Origin of the sequence: Kitasatospora sp. NPDC056731, from assembly GCF_040687675.1 — a bacterium.
GTDB lineage: Bacteria > Actinomycetota > Actinomycetes > Streptomycetales > Streptomycetaceae > Kitasatospora.
Map to the genome: position 1 here is coordinate 1 of NZ_JBFBNR010000003.1, position 22992 is coordinate 22992.

Here is a 22992-nt window from a genome sequence, read left to right on the forward strand (position 1 = left end):
GGCGTTGGGGTGCGTGCATCGCAAGGCGGAGGAGGGAGTCCATGCGGAGCATCGGCGACTGACGACAACGCGGCGAGGTGCGTGCCCCAACGCCGCCACGCAGGCGGGAGTTTGAAGACACGCCCTAGCTCTCCGGACCCGCGTTCCTAGGCCTTCCAGGCCGGGTCCCGCCCGAGCAGGGCCAGCGCGCGGTCGAACCGGCCGCCCGCCGTACCCGCTTCGAGGCGCGGGGCGAACGCCTTGCCCGGCACCCGGTTCTCCGGTGCGGCCGGGACGGCCTCGGCGACCGCCAGCAGGGTCGCCGCCAGCTCCTCGTCGCCGTCCACGACGGCGGTGAACGGGGCCTGGACGCCGAGCGCGGCCGCGACGTCCCAGCCGTGCACCAGGGTGTCGAGCAGGTGGAAGCCGACCGCGTGCGCCAGCGGGAAGGGGCCGCCGTGCTGGATCTCCGGCAGCCAGACGTCGCGCCCGGCCGCCGCGGCCTCGCGGAACGCCGCGGTGAGCTCGGCGCCCGTGCGACGGAAGGCGCCCGCCGGGTCGTCGCCGACCGGGGCGTCGGCCCAGAGCGCGAGGTCGGGCCCGGCGCCGCGGGCGGCCGCGGCGAAGCCCTGGTGCTGGCCGACGATGTGCCCCATCAGCCGGCGCAGCGTCCAGCCCGCGCACGGGCTCGGCAGCTCCAGCTGGTCCGGCCGCAGGCCGTCCACCACTTCGACGGCCAACTCCAGCGATCGGGCGTGCAGTTCGACGAGTTCTCCGGCACGGCTCATGCGGCGCTGACCTCCTGACCGGCCGACAGGAAGCCGATCGCGTTGTCGATGACGGTGGGCTCGGCGACGATCCGGCGGTGGCCGAGCCCTCGGGTGACCAGTAGCTCCAGCCGGTCACCGTACGCGGCTTTCAGGCGCCGCGCGTGCGATATTCCGACCACGTCGTCGCCCTCGTCGTGCGCCACCAGGATCGGCGGCGACACCTCCTCGGGCCGGTGCGCGGCGTCGAAGCGCCGCCACGGGTCCTCGGTGCCGGCGAACAGCTCGTGCTCGATCCGGTGCCGCAGGTCCCGCTCGATCACCGGGCCGAGGCCGAGCCCGGCGCAGAACGCGCCCGGCAGGTAGGCGAATTCGCTGACCCCGGCGAGGGCGACCAGCCGCCCGGCCCGGACTCCCTCGCGCAGCGCCAGGAACGCCCCGGCCACGCCCAGCGAGTGCGCCACGATCGCCTCGAACCCGCCGTAGCCGTCCTGGAGTTGCCCGGCGATGGCGCGGTACTCCAGCACCGTGGTGGCCCGGCCGCCGGAGTCGCCGTGACCCGGCGCGTCGAAGGCGACCGGGCTCAGCCCGAGCGCGCGCAGCCGGGGCACGTAGGGGGCGAAGCGCGAGGCGCGGGAGCGCCAGCCGTGCATCAGCAGCACCGGCCGGGCGCCGTCGCCCCAGCGGTAGACGACGACTTCCTTGCCGTTCACGGTGATCCGCTCGACGGCGGCCTGTCGGTGGGTCTCCCGCTCGGCGGGGCGGACGGCGCTGCGCCGCAGCGGACGCTGGAACAGCTCGTACGCGGCGCGGCCGGCCAGCCGGGGCGCCAGGTGCGAGGTGGTGTTGAGGGCGGTGCGAACCAGTGCGAGGGCCGGGTCCATGCGGTCTCCCTGTCGGTGCGGACGGGCGTGCCGGGGTGCGGGGGCCGTGCTGGGTCCGGATATTAGCACGACCGTTCGTGCAATTTTATGGACGGGAAGTCCGCCGCCCACCCCCGGGCTACCCTGGCGGCACGCACCGCGACGGCGACGGCGACGACGAGAACTGAGGTGGCCGATGGCCGGATCGACCACGGACGGACGGGTCCTGCGCGGCGAGGAGACCCGCCGGGCGGTGCTGCACCGCGCCGTCGCGATCGCCTCCGTCGAAGGCCTCGGCGCGCTCTCCATCGGTCGCCTCGCCACCGACCTCGGGCTCAGCAAGAGCGGCGTGTTCGCCGGCTTCGGCTCCAAGGAGGAGCTCCAACTCGCCACCGTCCGCGCCGCCCGCCGCATCTTCGCCGACGCCGTCGTCGCCCCGGTCGCCGACACCCCGCCCGGCCTCGCCCGGGCCCGCGCCCTCTGCGAGAGCTGGCTCGCCTACTCCCGGGCCCGGGTCTTCCCCGGCGGCTGCTTCTTCTACGAGGTCACCGCCGAGTTCGACGCCCGCCCCGGCGCCGTCCGGGACGCCCTCGCCGACTGCGCCCGCGAGTGGCGCCAGGTGATCGCCGACGCCCTCGCCGAGGCCCGCGCCACCGGCGGCCTGCGGCCCGACACCGACCTCGACGACCTCGCCTTCGCCCTGATCGCCCTCCTGGAGACGGCCAACTCCCAGGCCGTGCTGCACGACGAGGACACCCCCTACCAGCGGGCCGCCCGCCTCCTGCTGCGCCTGCTGCGCGCCGAGGCCACCGACCCGGCCGACCCGGCGCTCGTCTAGGTCGCCTCTAGGCTTCTCGGCCCAGCGCCTCTTCCAGGAAAGCCGCCTGGGCCAGCAGCCGCTCGTCGCCGCCCGCCGCGCCGACCACCTGGAGGCCCAGCGGCAGCCGCTCCGCCGTCCGCCCGGCCGGGAGGCTCAGCGCGGGCAGGCCCAGGTAGCTCCACGGCAGCGACATCACCGGGTCCCCGGTGCTGTGCAGGCCCTCCGGCGCCCCTCCGGTCGCCGACGGCGCCAGCCACAGGTCCACCCCGGCCTCGGCGGTCGCCCGGGCGACCCGCTCGCGCAACCGCTCCCGGGCCTGGAGCGCGGCCGCCCGGTCCTCTGCCGCAACGCCCTGGCCGACCCGGATGCTCGCCGCCGTCTCCGGCCGGTACAGGCCGCCGAACCGGGCGAACCAGTCGGCGTGGCCGCGGGCCAGCTCGAAGCGGTTGATCGTCTGCAACTGCCGGGTGATCCCGGCGAAGTCCGGGAACAGCGGCACCCGGCGCACCGTCAGGCCGGCCTGCGCCAGGCGATCCAGGCTCTCCTCGAAGGCACGCAGCGCCGCCGGCTCGGCCCGCTCCAGGTACGCCCCGTCCGGGACCCCGAGCACCGGACGGCCCCCGGCCGCCGGTCCGCCCCGCCAGTCGTCGCCCCGCCAGTCGTCGCAGAGCAGTGCGGCCGCCAGGGCCGCCCCGGCCAGGTCGGCCGTGAACACCCCCAGGGTGTCGAAGCTCGGCGCGTTCGGGATCACCCCGGCCATCGGGATCCGCCCGTACGTGGGCCGGAAGCCCACCACCCCGCAGTACGCGGCCGGCCGGATCACCGACCCCACCGTCTGGGTGCCGACCGCCAGCGGCACCAGCCCCGCCGCGACCGCCGCCGCCGACCCGCTGCTGGAGCCGCCCGGGGTGTGCCCGGAATGGTGCGGGTTGCGGGTCGGTCCTGGCGCGCTCGCCGCGAACTCGGCGGTCACCGTCTTGCCGGCGACCAGCGCCCCGGCCGCCCGCAGCCGGTCCACCACCACGGCCTGCGGCCCCGCCAGGACTCCAGGCGGCAGCGCCGAACCGCCGTGCGTGGGCAGCCCGTCCACGTGCACGATGTCCTTGACCCCCACCGCCACCCCGTACAGCGGCGGCCGCCCGGCCGGCTCGGGGTGCCGTGCGGCCAGCGCCCGCGCCTGCGCGTGCAGCCGGTCGTACCGCCCCGGCTCCGGGACGAACGCGTGGATCAGCGGGTCCACCCGCTCGACCAGCGCGCAGAAACGGTCGACGTGCTCGGACAGGCCCGGTACGCCGGACCGCAGCCCGGCGGCCTCACGGGTCAACGACCGCGGCCGGGCGAGGGGTTGCTCCATGCCGATCACGGTAGACCACCCGTGGACGCGCTACTGGTGTTCGGCCGACAGGTACGGCGTCTCGCGCAGGTAGTACGCCCCGCAGGTGTGGCAGCACAGCTCCGGTGTCTTGCCCCAGTCCACGGGCTCCCGCACCTGCGCGCCCGGGTCGAGCTCCCGGCCGCACATCGCCACGCTCTCCACCCCCCGGACCATGTGCCACAACCGCACCCCGCCGGTCGCACCCCCGGCCCCGTACTCGGCTCGCATCTGGTGCTTCATGCGGCCATCGTCAGGCCCCCCGGCCACCCCGGCAACCGGTGGCCGAACGGGCGCCTGGGCAGCATCGATCACTTAGCGCCAAATCTGATCGAAACAAGCCACTCGCAACCGGTATGGTTCGCGGGCGCGACCCGCGCCGACGGCCCTACCGGAGGCCTCAAGTCGCCCGAAATCGACCCCATTTACCCCAATCTGGAGCTTCTCAACGTGCGCTCTTCTCGCCTTCTGGCCGCCTCCGCGCTGATGGCGCTCTCCTTCGGCACCACGGTCGGCGCCGTCAGCGCGAGTGCGGTCGGAGTCCCCTCCTCTCCGCCCCCCACCTCCACCACGGCCACCCCGAGCGCCACCACGCCGAGCACCCCGGCGCCGACCACTTCGGCCCCGACCACTTCGGCGCCCACCACCCCGGCCCCGACCACCCCGGCGCCCACCGGCAAGCCGACGAACCTGCCGACCCCGCCGATGCCGACGCACAGCGGCGGACCCTGCCGCGGCTACCTGCACCAGGACCTCAAGGTCACCGGCACCGGCCTCGCGAAGACCACCCTGGTCAAGGGCGGTGCGGCGCAGGAGGCCACGGTGACCTTCGAGAACACGGGCCCGGTCGACCTCAAGAAGGTCGACGCCGACTTCTTCTTCACCAACGTGAGCGAGGTGGAGCCGGTGATCAACCCGGTCACCTGGGGCAAGGAGTCGTTCACCATCCAGGTCAAGCTGCCCGGCGGGGACTGGAAGACCCCCGACGCGAGCAGCGTCAAGGGCGGCATGACCTACCTCCAGGTGGGCCTCGGCGAGTACAAGATCGCCAAGGGGCAGAAGATCACCTTCCAGGTGCGTCTCGCGGCCACCGACAAGGCGGTGACCGCCCGCTACTTCGCCCAGCTGAGCGGCAACTCCGAGCAGTTCGAGAGCAAGGACGTGCCGGGTGCCCCCGCCACCGACAGCTGCCTCGAGTACGACGGCAGCTACCGGGTCGACGACCTGTTCAAGGTGACCGACGCGTCGGCCGCCACGCCGACTGCCGGCACCCCCGCGGCCGCCGGCCACGGTTCGGCCTCCGCCTCGCCGTCGGCGGGCCCGCACCTGGCCGAGACCGGCGCCGACTCCAGCACCCTGCCGATCGCCCTCGGCGGCGCCGCCGTCCTGGCGGCCGGCGCCGGCACCGTGTTCGTCCTGCGCCGCCGCAAGGCCGGCGCGCACAGCTGACCCTGAGCCCGGGTGAACGCCGGGGGCGCGGACCATGGTCCGCGCCCCCGGCGTTCGTCGTATCAGTTCGTCGTATCAGTTCGTCGTATCAGCCCGTCGTCATCAGCGCGTCGTCATCAGTTCGCCGTGTCAGGACGCCTGCAGCAAGGCCCCGTCCTGCCACTTGAGGATCTTGTCGAAGCTCACGATGGCGCCCCGGAGCGGGTGGTTGCGGAGCTGGACGTGGTCGGTGAGGGCGTGGATGAGGAAGAGGCCGCGGCCGGATTCGGCGGTGAGGTCCGGGAGGGCGTCGAGGTCCACGGGGCGCAGCGTGGGCGCCGCGGGGCGGGCGGGGAGGACGTGGGTGTCGTAGGGGTGGCCGTCGCGCCGGGGCTGGTGGGCGGTGAGGACCCGGGCCGGGACGGTGGCGCGGCCGCGGCGGGGGCGGCGGTGCGCGGCCGGGCGGGGCGGCGGCGGGGGGACGGGGCGGCGGCGCAGCGGCGGGGCGGGGGTGCCGACGGGGCCGGGCAGGCCGGGGCCGGAGTCGGTGACCTCGATCCGCAGGCGGTCGCCGCTGATCGAGGCGGTGACCTGGAAGCCGTCGTCGGGCCGCCCGCCGGCGCCGTGTTCGACGGCGTTGGCGCAGGCCTCGCTGAGGGCGACGCCGAGGTCGTGGGCGATCTGCGGGTCGACGCCCGCCGTCGCCATGGCACCGAGCAGGATGCGCCGGGCCAGCGGGACGCTGGCCGGGTCGCGCTTGAGGTGCAGAGTCCACCAGATGTCCACGGGAGGTCCCTCCTGGCTGCGGCTCCACATACAACTAGGTATCTCCGGGCGATTCGGCGGTGAACCGTGCCCGGGGCCCGCTGCCGCCCGTTCGGCGGATGGACTGAGGCCGTGGATTGTGCCGAGTGGCGCACTCTCCGGCCTGCACGCCGCTGCCGAACGGGGCATTCGTAGGGATTTCCCACCCTGCCCACGCGGGTGAGGTAGGCGGTGAGATGATGTCTCGGCCATGACTGCCCTCCCCGCCGCCCCGCTCCCGGGCGCCCTCGCACCGGATGCGCCGGTGGGGGTCGCCGCTTGGGACCTGCGGCTTGCCCGGGCCGTCCCGTTCGCCCTGGTGTGCACGCTGATAGCGGCCGCCGGGCACGCCCTGGCGGGTGGCGGGAACGTGCCGCCGGCCGCGTTGGCGACGGGCTTCGCCGCGGTGCTGGTGCTCGCGGTGGCCTGCGGTGGGCGGGAGCGTTCGCTGACGGCCATCGCCGGTGCGCTGGGCGCGGGTCAGCTCGGGCTGCACTGCCTGTTCCACAGCTTCAACGGCCACGCCGCGATCGGCGGCATGGCCGGCATGCACCACGGCGGCTCCGGTCCGCTGACCCTGCCGACCGTGGCGGGCCGGCTGATCTGCAACGAGGCGCGCCCCGGCACGCTGGCCGGCCTGCCCGGGAGCCCGACCGCCGAGCAGCTGGTCTCCTCGGCGGGCCTGGACCCGAACACGTACGCCGTCGCCCCGTGGTGGCAGGGCGGCGTGTTCGGGATGACGCCGTCGATGCTGGCCGGGCACCTGGCCGCCGCGCTGGTGGCGGGCTGGTGGCTGCGGCGTGGTGAGGCGGCGCTGTGGCGGCTGGTGCGGGTGACCGCGTCGGCGGCCCGGGAGCACTGGGCGGCGCCGCTGCGGTCGGCGCTGGTGCTGGTGGCGGCGCTGCTGCGCGGCCTGTTCGGCGCGGCCGGTCCGGCCCGTCGGTTCGGGGTCCGGGGCGGGGAGAGTCCGCTTCCGGCGGGTGCCGCGCTGCGGCACAGCGTGGTGCGGCGCGGTCCGCCGCGCGGGGCCTTCGCGTACTGATCCGGCTCCTGGCGCCCCGTTCGTGTCGGGCCCCGGTCGTGCGCAGCGTCCCCGGGCCGGTCCCGTGTGTCCCCGACATCCCGTGTGTCCCCGACACGCCGACGGCCCCCGGTTCCGCCCCCACACGTCCCCAGCACGTCCCCACGCGCGGCCCCGCCGAGGCACGGTCTTCCCGTCGCCCGGACGCGGGCCGGTCCGCCGAGCTCCGATCGGAGACACCGCATCATGCGTTCCCTTCCCACCCGCCGTCTCGCCGCCGTCGCCCTCACCGCCGCCGCCTCCGTGGTGGCGCTGGCCGGCCCCGCGTTCGCGCACGTCACCGTGAACCCGGGTGCGGCCGCCCAGGGCGGCTACACGGCCGTCGACTTCCGGGTGCCGAACGAGAGCGACGCCGCCGGCACGGTGAAGCTGGAGGTCAACCTCCCGCTGGACCACCCGCTGGCCTCCGTCCGCACCCTGCCGCTGCCGGGCTGGACCGCGGCCGTCGAGAAGGCGAAGCTCGACAAGCCGCTCAAGGTGCACGGCAGCGACGTCAACGAGGCCGTCTCCAAGATCACCTGGACCGCCGACGCCGGCACCAAGATCGCCCCCGGTCAGTTCCAGGAGTTCCGGGTCTCGATCGGCCCGCTGCCGTCCGACGCCGACAGCATGGTCTTCAAGACCCTGCAGACCTACGACAACGGCGACGTCGTCCGCTGGATCGACGAGTCCAAGGACGGCCAGCCCGAGCCGGCCCACCCGGCCCCCGTCCTGAAGCTCACCAAGGCCGCCGCCGGTGAGGACGCCCACGGCGGCGTCACCGCCTCCCCCTCCGCGGGTGCCCACGGCGACAGCTCCGACCACGCCGCGGCCCCGGCCGGCGCCAAGTCCAGCGACTCCACCGCCCGGGTGCTCGGCGTGGTCGGCATCGTGGTCGGCGTGATCGGCACCGCCGTCGGTGTGCTCGGCCTGCGCCGCCGGAGCAGCGGCTCCGCCTCCTGACCCACCCCGCCGGCGGGGCCGTACCCACGCCCCGGGTACGGTCCCGCCGGCGGTCCCACCCCGCACGATCGGATCTCCCATGCCCCGCACCACCCGCACCACCCGCCTGGCCGGCGCGGCCGCCGTCGCGCTCGCCGCCGCCCTGACGCTGACCGCCTGCGGCTCCTCCGGGGGCGGCTCGACCCCCGCCAAGGTCACCAAGCAGAAGTCCGACTCGCCGTACCAGGGCACGGTGCTCACCAAGAACTTCGAGAAGCCCGACCTGCAGCTGACCGACACCTCCGGCCAGCCGTACGACCTGCGGCAGCAGACCAACGGCAAGACCACGCTGCTGTTCTTCGGCTACACCAGCTGCCCGGACGTCTGCCCGACCACCATGGGCGACATCGGCGTCGCGATGAAGGCGCTCCCGGCCGAGGAGCGGCAGAAGGTCAACGTCGTCTTCGTCTCCACCGACCCGCAGCGCGACACCCCCAAGGTGCTGCGCACCTGGCTGGACTCGATGGGCAGCGACTTCATAGGCCTGACCGGCGACCTGGCCAAGGTGAAGACGGCCGCCAGGTCGCTCGGCATCATGATCGAGGACCCGGTGGTCAACGCGGACGGCACCGTCACCTCGACCCACGGCGCGCAGGTGCTGGCCTTCCTCCCCTCGGACGACAAGGCGCACGTGCTCTACCTGAGCGGCACCGAGGAGAAGACCTACGAGCACGACCTGCCGCTGCTCGCCAAGGGGGTCGCGGCATGAAGGCCTCGACCGGCCACGCCCCGGCCGGCCGCGCGACCCTCGGCTTCCGGCGGACGGCGCTCACGGGCGCGGTACTGGCGACGGCCCTGGGCGGCGGCGCCATCCTGGTCGCCTGCGGGGCAGGCGGTCAGGACGGTGCCGGCGGCGGGGCGGCCAAGCTGAGCGTCGCCGACTCCTACATCCCGCTGCCCCCGGCCGGCGGGATGGCCGCCGGCTACCTGACCGTCCGCAACGACGGCGGGCAGGACCAGCTGGTCAAGGTGAGCAGCCCGGGCGCCGAGTCCGTCACCATGCACCGCTCGACCCCGTCGAGCATGGAGCAGGTCCCGAGCCTGGACGTGCCCGCGCACGGCGCGTTGCAGTTCGCCCGCGGCGGCACCCACCTGATGATCATGGGATGGCAGAAGGCCCCCGCCCTCGGCGACGAGCTGGAGCTCGACCTGACCTTCGCCAAGTCCGGCACCCTGTCGGTCAAGGTGCCGGTCAAGGAGCTCACCTACCGCCCCGGCCAGAGTTAAGGGGACCGCCAGCATGGAGAAGGCCGCCCACCGCCGCATCGCCGGACTGCTCGGGACGCTCGGCGCGCTGCTCGCGCTGATGCTCGCCGGCGCCGGACCGGCCGCCGCGCACGCCACCCTGGAGTCCACCGACCCGCACCAGAACTCGGTGGTCGCCACCGCCCCGCAGGCGGTCACGCTGACCTTCAGCGAGTCCGTGTCGCTGTCCAGCGACTCGGTGCGGGTGCTCGACCCGGCCGGCAAGGCGGTGGACACCGGCAACCCGGGGCACGCCGACGGCAAGGCGGACACCGCCCGGGTCGGACTGAACAGCGGGCTCGCCAACGGCACGTACACCGTCGCCTGGCGGGCCGTCTCGGAGGACTCGCACCCGATCGGCGGCGCGTTCACCTTCTCCATCGGCGCGCCCTCGGACACCTCGGTGTCCGCCACCGCGCTCCAGGGCGCCAAGGCCGACGGCCTGGTCTCCGCCCTCTACGGCACCGGGCGCACCGTCGCGTACGCGGCGTTCGCGCTGCTCGCCGGCGTCGCCGCGTTCGTGCTGATCTGCTGGCCGGAGGGCGCCACCCGGCGCCGGATGCAGCGGCTGCTGATGACCGGCTGGGCGGCGCTGCTGGCCTCCACCGTCGCGGTGCTGATGCTGCGCGGGCCGTACGAGCGCGGTTCGGGGATCGGCAAAGCCCTCGACCTGTCGCTGGTGCGCGCCACCCTGGACGAGCGGATCGGCACCGCGCTGGCCGCCCGGCTGCTGCTGCTCGCGGCGAGCGGGGTGTTCCTGTCGCTGCTGGTCGGCCAGTTGGGGCAGCCGGCCCGGCCGGCGGCGCAGCCCGGCGGCGCCGGGAGCACGGGAAGCGCGGGGAGCGCCGGACGCGTCGGCGACGAGGAGGCCGAGGAGGCCGAGCTGCGGGAGCTGGAGCAGCGCGCCGCCGAGCGGCCGCAGCGCGAGGCCCGGCTGGGCCTCGGCGTCGCCGGGCTGGTGCTCTCGATCGCCCTGGCGGCGACCTGGGTCGGCGCCGACCACGCCTCGGTCGGCATCCAGGTCTGGCTGTCGCTGCCGCTCGGCATGCTGCACCTGATCGCGATGGCGCTCTGGCTGGGCGGCCTGGCCGCGCTGCTGGTCGCGCTGCGCGAGGGTGTCGGCGCGCAGGTCGTCGACCGCTTCTCGAAGGTCGCCTTCGGCTCGGTCGCGGTGCTGGCCGCCACCGGCGTCTACCAGTCCTGGCGCGGCCTCGGCAGCTGGGGCGCGCTGACCGGCACCGAGTACGGGCGGCTGCTGCTGGTGAAGACCGGCTGCGTGGCCGTGATGCTCGGCGCCGCCTGGTTCTCCCGCACCTGGCTGGCCCGGCTGCGCGCGGCCCCGGCCGAGGCGGCGGAGATCGAACGGACCGCGGTGCCGGAGCCGGTCGGCGCAGCCGCCGCGCACTCCGAGGACCCGCTCCGGCAGGCCCAGCTGGCCCGCCAGCAGGCGGCCCGGGAGAGCGCCGGGCGCGAACGCGGGCTGACCCCGACCAGGGCCGGGCTGCGCCGCTCGGTGCTGGTCGAGGCGCTGGTCGCGGTGGCGGTGCTGGTGGTCACCACGATGCTCACCAACTCCCCGCCCGGGCGGGTGGCGAGCGAGGTCAAGGCCGGTGCCGTCGCACCCGCCGCCGGGCCGGCCGCCGGGGGCGCGCCCGCCCCGCAGACCGAGCCGGGCCGCACCGTCGAGCTCAAGCTCCCGTACGACACCAAGGGCCGCACCCCGAACGCCAAGGGGACCGCGACCGTCACCCTCAACCCGGCCCGGACCGGCCCGAACGAGGTGCACCTCGCGCTGACCGGCGCGGACGGGCAGCCGGTGGACGTCCCCGAGGTGCAGCTCGCCTTCACCCTGCCGGACCGCGACCTCGGCCCGCTGCCGGTGGCGCTCACCCCGGAGGGCACCGGCCGCTGGAGCGGCACCGCGCAGCTGCCGCTGGCCGGCACCTGGGTGGTGTCGGTGCAGATCCGCTCCTCCGACATCGACCAGACCACCCCGACCCAGCAGTTCAAGATCGGCTGACCGCGATGGAGCACACCTCGACGGACCGCACCACAGCGGACCGGGCCACGACGGACCGGGCCACGACGGAGAGGCCTGCAGCACAGGGTGCCCAGGCGCCCGGCCGCGCCGGCTTCACCCGGCGGGCCCTGCTCGGCACCGCCGGCGCCGGGCTGCTGGCCGGCGCCGGAGCCGGCGTCGCCGGTGCGGTCGCCCTGGACCGCCCCGGCGCAGCGCCCGCCGCCGGGGCGGGCGGCGCGCTCGGCGCGGCCCGGGTGCCGTTCCACGGCGAGCACCAGGCCGGCATCCTCGAACCCCAGCAGGCCCGGGTCCAGCTGGCCGCCTTCGACCTGGCCGAGGGCGTCGGCCGGGACGGGCTGCGCACCCTGCTCCAGCGCTGGACGAAGGCCGCCGAGCGGCTGACCGCCGGGGAGCCGGCCGAGGACGCCGACAACCAGGTGGCGCTGGACGCCGGCCCCTGCTCGCTCACCCTCACCGTCGGGTTCGGCGCCGCCCTGTTCGACAAGGCCGGGCTGGCCGACCGCCGCCCGCAGGCGCTCGAACCGCTGCCGCCCTTCCCCGCCGACGCGCTCGACCCGGCGCGCGGCGACGGCGACCTGTTCGTCCAGATCGGCGCCGACGACGCCCTGGTGGCCGTGCACGCGCTGCGGGTGCTGCAACGCCAGGCGGCCGGCACGGCGGCGCTGCGCTGGCAGTCGGCCGGCTTCGCCCGTACGCCCGGTGCCACCGCGCGCCCGATGACCGGCCGCAACCTGATGGGCCAGATCGACGGCACCAACAACCCCCAGCCGGGCGAGGACGGCTTCGCCGCCAAGGTGTTCTGCACCGCCGGGCCGGACCAGCCGGCCTGGCTCGCCGGCGGCTCGTACCTGGTGTTCCGGCGGATCCGGATGCTGCTGGACAACTGGGAGGCGCTGCCGACCGACCGGCAGGAGCGGGTGATCGGGCGGCGCAAGTCGGACGGCGCGCCGCTCGGCGCGCCCGCCGGGGCCGGCGAGCGCACCCCCGTCGACCTGGCCGCGCAGGGCCCGGACGGCGCGCTGGTGATCCCCGCCGACGCGCACGTCCGGGTGGCCGCCCCGGCCGCCAACGGCGGGGCGGCGATGCTGCGGCGCGGGTTCTCGTACCACGACGGCCTGCTGCCCGACGGCTCTCCGGACGCCGGGCTGCTCTTCCTCGCCTTCCAGGCCGACCCGCGCAAGGGCTTCACCCCGGTGCAGCGCAAGCTGGCCCGGGGTGACGGCCTCTCCCGCTTCCTGCGGCACGAGGCCAGCGGCCTGTACGCGGTGCCGCCGGGCATCCCGGCCGGCGGCTACCTCGGCCAGCAGCTCTTCGAGTAGCACGCCCCCGACGGTCTCCGGTCCCGGCCACTGAAACGCTTTCCTGGCCGGCGCGCGGAGTCGTTATGGTGACTTCTTCGGCAACACCCCTGCCCCGGTTCCACCCTGTTCCCCACGGAGGCGTCATGTCGGCCACCCGCTACACCTACCTCGGCCCGGCCGGCACCTTCACCGAGGCGGCGCTGCGCACCCTGCCCGAGGCCGCGACCCGGGAGCTGGTGCCGCTGGCCTCGGTGCCGCTGGTGCTGGACGCGGTGCGCGGCGGGGACGCCTCCGGGGCGTTCGTCCCGATCGAGAACTCGGTCGAGGGCGCCGTCACCGCGACCAATGACGAACTCGCCGCCGGCACACCGCTGATGATCTACCGTGAGGTGCTGCTGCCGATCTCCTTCGCGCTGCTGGTGCGGCCGGGCACCGACCTGGCGGGGGTCAAGACGGTGACCAGCCACCCGGTGGCCCAGGCGCAGGTGCGCCGCTGGCTGGCGGCCAACCTGCCGGACGCGCAGTGGGAGTCGGCCGCCTCCAACGCGGACGGCGCCCGGCTGGTCGCCGAGGGCCGCTACGACGGGGCGTTCGCGGGCGAGTTCGCGGCGCCGATCTACGGGCTGGACCCGCTGGTCAAGGACATCGCGGACGCGCAGACCGCGACCACCCGGTTCGTCCTGGTCGGCCGCCCGGGCCGGGTCTCCTCGCCGACCGGCGCGGACAAGACCTCGATGGTGGTCTGGCTGCCGGACGACCACCCGGGCGCGCTGCTGGAGCTGCTCCAGGAGTTCGCGGTGCGCGGGGTCAACCTGATGCGGATCGAGTCGCGGCCGACCGGCGAGGGCATCGGCAACTACTGCTTCCTGATCGACTGCGAGGGGCACCTGTCCGATCGCCGGGTGGCGGAGGCCGTGATGGGGCTGAAGCGGATCTGCCCGCAGGTGCGGTTCCTCGGCTCCTATCCGCGCGCCGACCGGCAGGTCTCCACGCACCGGCGGCCGGGGACCTCGGACGACGATTTCACGGCCGCCGCCGACTGGCTCTCCCGGTGCCTCGACGGGCGCGGCGACATCTGATCCACGCGACGGCACCGCGACGGCACCGCGGCAACATCCGATCGCCGCCCTTTGTCTTTCCGCCCTTTTCCGATCGTTTTCCCGCGGCCGGACGGAAGGGGGCGGGTGACCGCACCCGTCGTCCACAGGGGCCCGTGGCCCCGGAACCCGCCATCCACAGGGGCGGGGACTATCCACAGCCGAAAGTTATCCACAGGCCTGGGGATGAGTCGACAAACCGGTATAGCCACTGCGGGTTTCGGTCGGATCATTGGTTAGCGGCGTAGAGATGACTAATCGGACCAGAGTCACCCGTGTGCCAGCAAATCACCTGTCTGAGTGCTTCAATTCCCTCACCCGAGAAGGTCAAATGAGGTTTGAAACCTCAATTCCCTGGCTTCGGTGATCGGAGGGTCGACCTCCCCTTCAATCCACAGGCACCGCCCGGATCCTGTGGATAACCCTGGCCCCGCCCGTTCCCCACAGAAGTTATCCACAGGATCCGGGCGGTTATCCCCAGGGGAAAACCCGTACCGGTGGACGAGCCTGCGCCCGGTACGCTTGGGCCTGTGATTGACCTTCGCCTGCTTCGTGAGGACCCTGACCGAGTGCGCGCCTCGCAGCGCGTCCGTGGCGAGGACGTCGACCTGGTCGACGCCCTCCTCTCCGCCGACGAACGGCGCCGGTCCTCGGGCAGTCGCTTCGACGAACTGCGCAGCGAGCAGCGGACGCTCGGCAAGCAGGTCGCCCAGGCCAAGGGCGAGGAGAAGGCCGCCCTGCTGCAGCGCACCAAGGAGCTGGCCGCCGCGGTCAAGGCCGCGGACGCCGAGCAGGGCGTGGCCAAGGAGGAGGCCGAGCGCCTGCTCCGCTCGCTGGCGAACCTCATCGACCCGGCCGCCCCGGTCGGCGGCGAGGAGGACTTCGTCACCCTGGAGGAGATCGGCACCCCGCGCGACTTCGCCGCCGAGGGCTTCGAGCCGCGCGACCACGTCGAGCTCGGCCAGATCCTGGGCGCGATCGACACCGAGCGCGGCGCCAAGGTCGCCGGCGCCCGCTCGTACTACCTGACCGGTGTCGGCGCGCTGCTGGAGCTCGCCCTGGTCAACATGGCCATCGCCCAGGCCACCGCGGCCGGCTTCATCCCGATGATCACCCCGACCCTGGTCCGGCCCGCCGCCATGGACGGCACCGGCTTCCTCGGCCAGGCCGCCGAGAATGTGTACCACCTCGCCGAGGACGACCGGTACCTGGTCGGCACCAGCGAGGTCCCGCTCGCCGCGTACCACATGGACGAGATCCTCGACGCCGAGAAGCTGCCGCTGCGCTACGCCGGCTACTCGTCCTGCTTCCGCCGCGAGGCCGGCACCTACGGCAAGGACACCCGCGGCATCATCCGCGTCCACCAGTTCGAGAAGGTGGAGATGTTCGTCTACACCACTCCCGAGGACGCCGAGAACGAGCACCGCCGCCTGCTCCAGTGGGAGAAGGACTTCCTCAACGCGCTGGAGCTGCCCTACCGGGTGATCGACGTCGCCTCCGGCGACCTCGGCGCCTCGGCCGCGCGCAAGTTCGACATCGAGGCCTGGATCCCGACCCAGGGCAAGTACCGCGAGGTCACCTCGACCTCCAACACCACCGAGTACCAGGCCCGCCGGCTCTCCATCCGGATGCGCGAGGAGGGCAAGACCCGCCCGCTGGCCACCCTGAACGGCACCCTGGTCGCCGTCCCGCGCACCATCGTGGCGATCCTGGAGAACCACCAGCAGGCCGACGGCTCGGTGGCCGTGCCCGAGGCGCTGCGGCCGTTCCTCGGCGGGCGGACCGTCCTCGAACCGGTCAAGTAGCACCGCGCCACCCGCACCACCCGCAACTCCCGGGAGACGTACGGCCCATGAGCACCACCAGCCCCAGCCCCGTCTCCCCCAACGGTGAGCACCCGAGCGGTGGCGACCTGCCCTACCGGCTGGTCGCCACCGACCTCGACGGCACCCTGCTGACCAGCGCGGAAACCGTCTCCGAGCGCACCCGCGCCGCCCTGGCCACGGCCACCGGCGCGGGCGCGCTGCACATCGTCGTCACCGGCCGCTCCGCCGCCTGGGCCCGCCCGGTCTTCGACGAGATCGGCTACACCGGGATAGCCGTCTGCGGCCAGGGCGCCCAGGTGTACGACGCCGGCGCGCACCGGCTGCTCACCTCCCTCACCCTGGACCGCCGGCTCGCCGCGCTCGCCATCGCCAAGATCGAGGCCGAGACCGGCCCGTTGGCCGTCGCCGCCAACCAGGACGGCCTGGACGGCCAGGTGCTGGCCGGCCCCGGCTACGAGCTGCTGATCGGCTCCGACCTCCCGGTCGTCCGGGTCGACCGCGACCAGCTGCTCGACGCCCCGGTCAGCAAGCTCTACATCCAGCACCCGGGCCTGACCGACGACGCGCTCGCCGAGGCCGCCCGCCGCGTCGCCGGGGACCTGGTCGGCGTCGTGATGGCCGGCGCCGGAGTGGTCGAACTGCTGCCGCTGGGCCTGTCCAAGGCCACCGGGCTGGCCGTCGCCGCCCGCCGCCTGGGCGTCCGCGGAGCCGACACCATCGCCTTCGGCGACATGCCCAACGACGTGCCGATGTTCGGCTGGGCGGCCCGCGGCGTGGCGATGGCCAACGCCCACGAGGAACTGCTCGCCGTCGCCGACGAGGTCACCGCGAGCAACGACGAGGACGGCGTCGCCGTCGTCCTGGAACAGCTCTACCCGGGCGTCTAGAGGCTCTCTTTCGGATCACGCCGTGGTGTTCGGCGAGGGTTCACCTCCAGTTGTAGGATGACCGGGCAAGCGGTTGTAGGATGACCGATGACCGGCGTTGACCAGCGACGCGGCGACCAGCGACGAAGGGAGCACCGGCATGACCAACGACGGCAACAGCCTCCAGGCGGCCGGACGGCGCTCCCTGGTGGACACCGCGATCGACCAGCTGCGCGAGCAACTGGCCGGCGGCATCTGGCCGGTGGGATCGCAGATCCCCACCGAGCACGAGCTCGCCGAGCGGCTCCAGGTCGGCCGGAACACCGTCCGGGAGGCGATCCGGGTGCTGGTGCACGCCGGCATGCTGGTCTCCCGGCAGGGCGAGGGGACGTTCGTCCGCTCCACCAGCGACCCGGCCGCCGTCCTGCGCGGCGTCCAGCGCTCGGGCATCCGGGACGTCCTGGAGGTCCGGGCCGCACTGGAGACCGAGGCCGCCCGACTGGCCGCGCTGCGGCACACCCGCGAGGACGTCGAGCGGATGCGGGCCGCGCTGGCCCGCGAGGCCGAGGTGATCGCCTCGCACGCCGAGCGGACCGACCGCGAGGCCACCGTCGAGCACGACCTGGAGTTCCACACCGCCATCGTCGAGGCCGCGCACAACCCGGCGCTCACCGAGGTCTACCGCTACTTCGGCGCCTCCGTGCGCGAGTCGATGACCTCGGCCTTCGGCGACCACGACATGCCCGAGGTGGCCGTGGCCACCCACGCGGCGCTGGTCGACGCGATCGAGAGCGGCGACCCCGACCGTGCCGAGGCCGCGTGTCGTGCGCTGCTCGCCGAGCCGACCGCGGCCGTCGAGCAGCTCCTCGCGGCCATCGCGGCCCGGAAGTGACATAGGCACCCGCCTGCCTTCCGCCCTCCGCGCCCTCGCGCACATTCACGAAAGAACAGCACACCCATGGCCGTCACCCGTGCCCAGCAGCCGGTTGCCACCACGTCCCTCCCGCTTCCCGTCCGCACCCGGCTGGCCCACCCCGCGCTGCTGCTGACCGGCATCCTGCTGGTCGCGCTGAACATGCGCGCCTGCCTGGCGGCGGTGTCGCCGATGGTCGGCGAGATCCAGCGGACCTTCGGACTCTCCGCCACCGCGAGCGGACTGATCACCACCGTGCCGGTGCTGTTCCAGGGCGTCGGCGCCCCGCTCACCCCCCGGCTGACCCGGCGGTTCGGCACCGAGCGGGTGGTGCTGGGCGCCGTCCTGGTGCTGGGCGCGGGCGTGCTGCTGCGGGTGCTGCCCTCGGTGGCGGCGCTGTACGCGGGCTGCGTGGTGATCGGCGTGGCCATCGCGGTGCTGAACGTGTCGATGCCGGGCCTGGTCAAGCGGGAGTTCCCGGACCGGGCGGCGGCGATGACCGGCGTCTACTCGACCACCATGCTGGTCGGCGCGACCATGGCGGCCGGCCTCTCGGTGCCGCTGGAGCACGCCCTCGGCGGCGGCTGGCAGGCCTCGCTGGGCACCTGGTCGCTGCTCGCGCTGATCGCCGCGGTGGCCTGGCTGCCGCAGGTGCTGCGCTCCCGGCAGGAGCGGGCGGCGGCAGCGACCGGTCTCTCCGCTGGCCCTGCGGCCGGTCAGGCGACCGGTCGGGCGGCCGAGAAGCCGATCGAGGGCATCTGGCGCTCGCCGATGGCCTGGCAGATCAGCCTCTTCATGGGCATCTCGTCGCTGCTGGTGTACACCCTGGTCGCCTGGATGCCGACCATCCTGGCCGACCACGGCATGGACCGCGGCGAGGCCGGTCTGGTCTTCGCCTTCTCCAACCTGGTGCAGGTCGCGGGCGCCTTCCTGGTGCCGCTGCTGGCCGGCCGGATGACCCGCCAGCGCGGGCTGGCGGTGGCCATGGCCGGGCTGAACGGCCTCGGCATCGCCCTGCTGCTGATCGCGCCGGTGTCCGGCGCCTGGGTGTCGGCGACCATCCTGGGCGTCGCCCAGGGCGGTTCGCTGGGCCTGGGCCTGGCCTTCATCGTGCTGCGCACCGGCAGCGCGGCCGGCGCCGCCCAACTGGGCGGGATGTCGCAGGCGGTCGGCTACCTGGTCGCGGCGGCGGGCCCGGTCGGCGCCGGCGCGCTGCACCAGCTCACCGGCGGCTGGACGGCCACCCTGGTGCTGATGCTGGTGCTGGCCACCGTGGTCGGCGCGGCCGGCTGGGGCGCGGGCCGCAACCGGACGCTCGGCTAGCACCTCTGCTCGGACCGACCCGGGCTGCCCCGGGTCGACCCCAGTTACCCCGGGTCGGCCCCGGCCGGCTACTCCTCGGCGGCCAGGGTCAGTCCGGCCAGCTTCACCGAGGCCAGCACCGTCGCCGCGACGGTGACCGCCAGCAGCAGCGGGACGGCCACCCCGAGCGAGACGTCGGCGCCGATCGCGGCGTCCCCGGCGACCGCCTCGGCCACCGACCGGCCCCACTGCTGGACGCTCAGCGTCCGGGCGCCCGACACGAAGTTGCCGATCAGCGACTCCCAGACCAGCGCGTACCCCAGTCCGGCCACCACCGCGTGCCGGGTGACCACGCCGAGCAGCAGGAACAGCGCGCTGTACGCCACCCCGGCGACCAGCACGGCCACGGTGTAGCCGAGCGCGATGCCGTCCCTGGTACCGATCAGCAGCAGGCCGCAGAGCAGCGTCGGGAGGGCGGCGAACACCCAGGTGGTGCCGATCGCGACGACCAGTTTGGTGGTGACGATCTTCCACCGCGGCAGCGGCTTGGCCAGCAGGTAGACGATCGAGCCGTCGTCGATCTCGGTGGCGATCACGCCGGTGCCGACGACCAGGCCGAGGATCGGCACCAGGGTGCCGAGGCCGAGCTGCCCGAGGATCTTGACGGTGAGGTCGTGCTCGTTCCCGCTGGCGGTGCCGCTCGCGACGGCCGAGATGACCAGCAGCAGGGCGGGGACCACCAGCAGCAGGAGGCCGCGGCGGCGGCCCAGCAGGCCGCGCAGGGTCAGCCTGGCGACGGTCGGGTTCATGGTCGGTCGGCCCTTTCCTGGGTCCGGTACGGGAGTTCGGTGGCTCGGACGCCGGGCCTCACGCGGAGACCAGGTAGGAGAAGACGCTCTCCAGCGACTCGTCCGCCGGCGAGACGGTGTACAGCCGGATGTCCGCCTCCTGGGCGACCCGGGGCAGCAGGGTGGTGAAGCCCTGGAAGTTCACCGCCTCGATCCGCAGCGCCCGTTCCCGCGCGTCCACCTCGACACCGGTCGTGGAGCCGTCGGCGATCAGCGCGGCGGCCAGCCGGCGGTCGTCGCTGGAGCGGACCAGGTAGCGGTGCGGCCGGTCGGTCATCAGCCGGCGGATCTTCCGGAAGTCGCCCGAGGCGGCGTGCCGGCCGGCCACCACGACCTCGATGTGCCGGGCCAGTTGCTCGACCTCCTCCAGGATGTGGGAGGAGAACAGCACCGTCCGGCCGTCCGCGCCGAACCGGCGCAGCAGCTCCATCAGCTGGAGCCGCTGGCGCGGGTCCATGCCGTTGAACGGCTCGTCGAGCAGCAGCACGGCCGGGTCGTGGACCAGCGCGGAGGCCATCTTGACCCGCTGCTTCATGCCCTTGGAGTACGTCCCGGTGCGGCGGTCCTTGGCGTAGGCCATCTCCACCAGGTCCAGGGCACGCCGGGCGGCGGCGCCCGGGTCGGCGAGGCCGTGCAGTTCGGCGTTGGCGAGCACGAACTCCCAACCGGTCAGGTAGTCGTACATCGACTCCCGCTCCGGGACCAGGCCGATCTGCCGGTACACCTGCTGGTTGCGCCAGATCGGCGCGCCGTCCAGGGTGACCGCCCCGCTGGAGGGCGCGAGGAATCCGCTCATCATGTGGATGAGGGTCGACTTGCCCGCGCCGTTCGGACCGAGCAGGCCGGTGATGCCTGGGCCGATCGTCATACTGATGTCGTTGACGGCGACCACGTTCCCGAACCAGCGGGAGACCTTGTCGATGGTGATGGTGGCCATGACGCCCTCTCAAACTCCTCGGTTCATCAGACGCTGCGGTAGCGGCGCAGCAGCAGCCCGTACGAGCCGGACACCATCGCGACGACGGCGACGGTGAAGACGACCACGCCGAGCCCGCCGGGCGCGTGCATCCGGCCGTCCATCCCGCCGACGTCGAAGAGCTGGTTGGTCAGGCTCTCCACCAGGTCGTTCGGCGACAGCAGCGCGATCCACTGGGCGGAGTCCGGGACGGTGAGCTCGGTGGCGGTGCCGATCCGGGTCAGGATCGCCACCACGGCCGTGCTGATCGCCAGGTAGCCCATGATCCCGGCCACCCCGAAGCCGCGGCGCGGGGTCGCGGCGGCGACCACCAGCGCCACCGAGGTCGGCACCAGGGAGTACAGCAGCGCGGCGACCAGACCGGACAGGAAGTGCCCGGTGTTGTGCCCGAAGTCCAGCCCGCCCAGCAGCGCCCCGATGTAGAGGACCAGCAACGGCGCCGCCATCAACAGGAACTGGGCGCTGACCATGGCGGCGAACTTGGCCCGGACGTAGTCGGCCCGCGTGATCGGGCGGGAGAAGTACAGCGGGACGGTGTGGTACCGGAGATCCCGGGAGAACAGCACCGGCGCCTGCGAGGCCAGGAAGATCGACACGACCAGCACGAACGAGGACAGGTACCGCGGGTAGTCCAGCGGCAGCTCCTTCGCACTGGTGGCGAGCGCCACCGCCACCATGACCACGGCCGGCAGCGTCACCACGCCGAGCACCAGCATCGGCAGCACCTTGGACTTGCCGGAGCGCCCGAGCCCGTACGCGGCGCGCAGGCTCTGGGTGAACAGCGAGCGGGTCGCGTAGGCCCGGCCGAGCCGGGGCCCGGTGTAGCCGCGGTAGCCGATGTCGTGGATGACGCCGGTGTCGGAGGACCTGGTGTCAGGAGGCAGCGACATCGTCCGTCCCTCCCCTGTTCTCGTCGGTGAAGATTTCGGCGACCCGGTGGCGGCGCTGCTCCAGCCGGACCAGGCCGAGACCCAGGCCGGCGACGGCGTCGCGGATGGTGTCGTAGGTGTCGTCGCCGGCCAGCCGGACCAGCAGCAGGTGCGAGCCCTCCGGCTGGACGGACAGCCCGGCGGCGGCCAGCCGTGCGCGGACGGCGTCGCCCGGCTCCGGGACGGCGTCCTGCGGGTGGTCCGTCACCTCGACCGCCAGGACGGCCGTCGCCTCGGTGAAGGAGGCGGTGGAGGAGGAGCGCAGCAGCTTGCCGCCGTCGATCACGACCAGGTGGTCGCAGGTGCGCTCCAGCTCGCCGAGCAGGTGGGTGGTGACCAGCACCGAGATCCCGAAGTCGGTGTGCACCCGGCGGATCAGGCCCAGCATCTCGTCCCGGCCAGCCGGGTCGAGACCATTGGTCGGCTCGTCCAGCAGCACCAGCTTCGGGTCGTGCACCAGCGCCTGCGCGAGCTTGACCCGCTGCTTCATGCCGGTCGAGTACCCGCCCATCGGCCGGTACCGCTCCTCGTACAGGCCGACGTGCCGCAGGGTGTCCGCGGTGCGCTCACGGGCGGCGGTGGCCGGCAGCCCCGCCATCCGCGCCATGTGCACCACGAACTCGGTCGCCGACACGTCCGGTGGCAGGCAGTCGTGTTCGGGCATGTAGCCGACCCGTTCACGGATCTCCGGGCCCCGGGTGGCGACGTCCAGGCCGAGGACCTCGCCGCGGCCGGACGTCGCCGGGGCGAGGCCGAGCAGGATCTTGATGAGGGTGGACTTACCCGCCCCGTTGGCCCCGACCAGCCCGACCACCCCGGGCCGCACCTCGACGGTGAGCTGGTCGAGGGCGGTGACCCGGGGGAACCTCTTGGTGAGGCCATCCGTCTTGATGACAGCAGTGGACACCTGCTCAACGTAACGGGCTTGCGCGCCAAGGGCTATGAGCTGGAATGACGAGCCCGTCTGCTGCTGCGGTATGACACCGCCGACGATCTCCCCTAAGGGGCGGAGGATCTCCCCCTCAGGGTCGGCAACTCCGGACCCCGCTTGTACTCTTGTCGGACTCTTGACCAACGCGGGTGCCGGAGCACTGCGCCGGCTCGAAGGGGGGACGAGCAAGATGTCGGATCGCGCCACGGCGTTCGACCGGATGATGAACCCATGGGCCTACGACGCGGACGGCAACCTGACCGCCAGGGCCCGGGCCCAGGAGACCGCGCGCACCCAGGTCAACTCGGCGCAGGCACCCGGCGGAGGCGGCGGCTTCACCGTCGACCCCGACGCGCTCGCCACCGCCGGCACCAACTCCGACCAGGTCCACGCCCGGCTCAACACCGACGGCCGCGGCGCCGACTACGCCACCGCCAAGATCGCCACCTCACTGGCCAACTGGAGCACCGGCAAGGCCGCCCAGGCCGTCTTCACCACCTGGGACCAGCAGCTCGCCGCCCTCGGCAACACCATCGGCCAGACCACCCAGGCACTGCACGGCAGCTCCGCCAACTACCGGCAGAACGAGTCGGCCGTCCAACACGACCTCGGCACCTGATCG

At 73.9% G+C, this 22992-nt stretch carries 23 protein-coding genes; 14 read left to right on the forward strand and 9 right to left on the reverse strand.

Annotated features, from left to right (window positions below):
• Positions 1-146 precede the first annotated feature (146 nt).
• Both AB0R04_RS04120 and AB0R04_RS04125 read right to left on the reverse strand, forming a co-directional pair.
• Positions 147-767, reverse strand: coding sequence for a TIGR03086 family metal-binding protein (locus AB0R04_RS04120; RefSeq protein WP_363368031.1), 621 nt, complete (start codon positions 765-767; stop codon positions 147-149).
• Positions 764-1630, reverse strand: coding sequence for an alpha/beta hydrolase (locus AB0R04_RS04125; protein ID WP_363368033.1), 867 nt, complete (start codon positions 1628-1630; stop codon positions 764-766). The genes AB0R04_RS04120 and AB0R04_RS04125 overlap by 4 nt, the downstream gene beginning before the upstream one ends.
• A gap of 175 nt (positions 1631-1805) precedes the next feature.
• Here AB0R04_RS04125 and AB0R04_RS04130 point away from each other — a divergent pair, with 175 nt between their 5' ends.
• Positions 1806-2447, forward strand: a complete 642-nt coding sequence (locus tag AB0R04_RS04130) for a TetR/AcrR family transcriptional regulator (RefSeq protein ID WP_363368035.1) — start codon at positions 1806-1808, stop codon at positions 2445-2447.
• Between the two features lie 7 nt (positions 2448-2454).
• On the opposite strand, the gene AB0R04_RS04135 is transcribed toward AB0R04_RS04130, so the two are convergent.
• Positions 2455-3783 carry an amidase gene (locus AB0R04_RS04135; RefSeq protein ID WP_363368037.1) on the reverse strand — a complete coding sequence of 443 codons (1329 nt, stop codon included), beginning with the start codon at positions 3781-3783 and terminating at the stop codon, positions 2455-2457.
• A 30-nt stretch (positions 3784-3813) separates the two neighbouring features.
• Complete coding sequence (locus tag AB0R04_RS04140; RefSeq protein ID WP_363368038.1) at positions 3814-4044, reverse strand: hypothetical protein; 231 nt, start codon at positions 4042-4044, stop codon at positions 3814-3816.
• A 207-nt stretch (positions 4045-4251) separates the two neighbouring features.
• Between AB0R04_RS04140 and AB0R04_RS04145 the strand changes: the two genes are divergently transcribed.
• Complete coding sequence (locus AB0R04_RS04145) at positions 4252-5250, forward strand: LAETG motif-containing sortase-dependent surface protein (RefSeq protein ID WP_363368040.1); 999 nt, start codon at positions 4252-4254, stop codon at positions 5248-5250.
• Positions 5251-5379: 129 nt separating this feature from the next.
• On the opposite strand, the gene AB0R04_RS04150 is transcribed toward AB0R04_RS04145, so the two are convergent.
• Positions 5380-6015, reverse strand: a complete 636-nt coding sequence (locus AB0R04_RS04150) for an ATP-binding protein (RefSeq protein WP_363368042.1) — start codon at positions 6013-6015, stop codon at positions 5380-5382.
• A 229-nt stretch (positions 6016-6244) separates the two neighbouring features.
• Here AB0R04_RS04150 and AB0R04_RS04155 point away from each other — a divergent pair, with 229 nt between their 5' ends.
• From AB0R04_RS04155 to AB0R04_RS04205, 11 genes are all read left to right on the forward strand, one after another.
• Complete coding sequence (locus AB0R04_RS04155) at positions 6245-7075, forward strand: hypothetical protein (RefSeq protein WP_363368044.1); 831 nt, start codon at positions 6245-6247, stop codon at positions 7073-7075.
• Between the two features lie 225 nt (positions 7076-7300).
• The gene (locus AB0R04_RS04160; protein WP_363368046.1) at positions 7301-8056 is read left to right on the forward strand and encodes a YcnI family protein; all 756 of its coding nucleotides are present in this window, start codon (positions 7301-7303) and stop codon (positions 8054-8056) included.
• Between the two features lie 79 nt (positions 8057-8135).
• Positions 8136-8804: an SCO family protein gene (locus AB0R04_RS04165; protein ID WP_063348371.1), complete on the forward strand. Its 669-nt coding sequence runs from the start codon at positions 8136-8138 to the stop codon at positions 8802-8804.
• Positions 8801-9322: a copper chaperone PCu(A)C gene (locus tag AB0R04_RS04170; RefSeq protein ID WP_079135711.1), complete on the forward strand. Its 522-nt coding sequence runs from the start codon at positions 8801-8803 to the stop codon at positions 9320-9322. The genes AB0R04_RS04165 and AB0R04_RS04170 overlap by 4 nt, the downstream gene beginning before the upstream one ends.
• A gap of 13 nt (positions 9323-9335) precedes the next feature.
• Complete coding sequence (locus AB0R04_RS04175; protein ID WP_363368048.1) at positions 9336-11360, forward strand: FixH family protein; 2025 nt, start codon at positions 9336-9338, stop codon at positions 11358-11360.
• Positions 11361-11365: 5 nt separating this feature from the next.
• Positions 11366-12700 carry an iron uptake transporter deferrochelatase/peroxidase subunit gene (efeB, locus tag AB0R04_RS04180; protein WP_363368050.1) on the forward strand — a complete coding sequence of 445 codons (1335 nt, stop codon included), beginning with the start codon at positions 11366-11368 and terminating at the stop codon, positions 12698-12700.
• Between the two features lie 125 nt (positions 12701-12825).
• Positions 12826-13761: a prephenate dehydratase gene (gene pheA / locus AB0R04_RS04185; protein ID WP_063348373.1), complete on the forward strand. Its 936-nt coding sequence runs from the start codon at positions 12826-12828 to the stop codon at positions 13759-13761.
• Between the two features lie 548 nt (positions 13762-14309).
• Complete coding sequence (serS, locus tag AB0R04_RS04190; RefSeq protein WP_363368052.1) at positions 14310-15584, forward strand: serine--tRNA ligase; 1275 nt, start codon at positions 14310-14312, stop codon at positions 15582-15584.
• Between the two features lie 47 nt (positions 15585-15631).
• Positions 15632-16492: an HAD family hydrolase gene (locus tag AB0R04_RS04195; protein ID WP_363368054.1), complete on the forward strand. Its 861-nt coding sequence runs from the start codon at positions 15632-15634 to the stop codon at positions 16490-16492.
• A 139-nt stretch (positions 16493-16631) separates the two neighbouring features.
• Positions 16632-17363: a FadR/GntR family transcriptional regulator gene (locus AB0R04_RS04200; protein WP_363368056.1), complete on the forward strand. Its 732-nt coding sequence runs from the start codon at positions 16632-16634 to the stop codon at positions 17361-17363.
• A gap of 66 nt (positions 17364-17429) precedes the next feature.
• The gene (locus tag AB0R04_RS04205; RefSeq protein ID WP_363368058.1) at positions 17430-18707 is read left to right on the forward strand and encodes an MFS transporter; all 1278 of its coding nucleotides are present in this window, start codon (positions 17430-17432) and stop codon (positions 18705-18707) included.
• A gap of 68 nt (positions 18708-18775) precedes the next feature.
• On the opposite strand, the gene AB0R04_RS04210 is transcribed toward AB0R04_RS04205, so the two are convergent.
• Genes AB0R04_RS04210 through AB0R04_RS04225 form a run of 4 tightly spaced genes read right to left on the reverse strand, consistent with a single transcriptional unit; the run spans position 18776 to position 22346 of the window.
• A complete protein-coding gene (locus AB0R04_RS04210) occupies positions 18776-19495 on the reverse strand; it encodes an ABC transporter permease subunit (RefSeq protein ID WP_363368060.1) in 720 nt (239 codons plus the stop codon).
• A 58-nt stretch (positions 19496-19553) separates the two neighbouring features.
• Positions 19554-20471, reverse strand: a complete 918-nt coding sequence (locus AB0R04_RS04215) for an ABC transporter ATP-binding protein (RefSeq protein ID WP_363368062.1) — start codon at positions 20469-20471, stop codon at positions 19554-19556.
• 26 nt (positions 20472-20497) lie between these two features.
• Positions 20498-21400 (reverse strand): ABC-2 transporter permease, encoded by a 903-nt coding sequence (locus tag AB0R04_RS04220; protein WP_363368064.1) that lies wholly within the window; start codon positions 21398-21400, stop codon positions 20498-20500.
• A complete protein-coding gene (locus tag AB0R04_RS04225) occupies positions 21384-22346 on the reverse strand; it encodes an ABC transporter ATP-binding protein (RefSeq protein ID WP_363368065.1) in 963 nt (320 codons plus the stop codon). Before AB0R04_RS04225 ends, AB0R04_RS04220 begins: the two co-directional genes overlap by 17 nt.
• 214 nt (positions 22347-22560) lie before the next feature.
• On the opposite strand from AB0R04_RS04225, the gene AB0R04_RS04230 reads away from it, so the two are divergent.
• Entirely contained in the window at positions 22561-22989 is a 429-nt protein-coding gene (locus AB0R04_RS04230) for a hypothetical protein (protein ID WP_363368067.1), read from the forward strand.
• Positions 22990-22992: the final 3 nt, after the last annotated feature.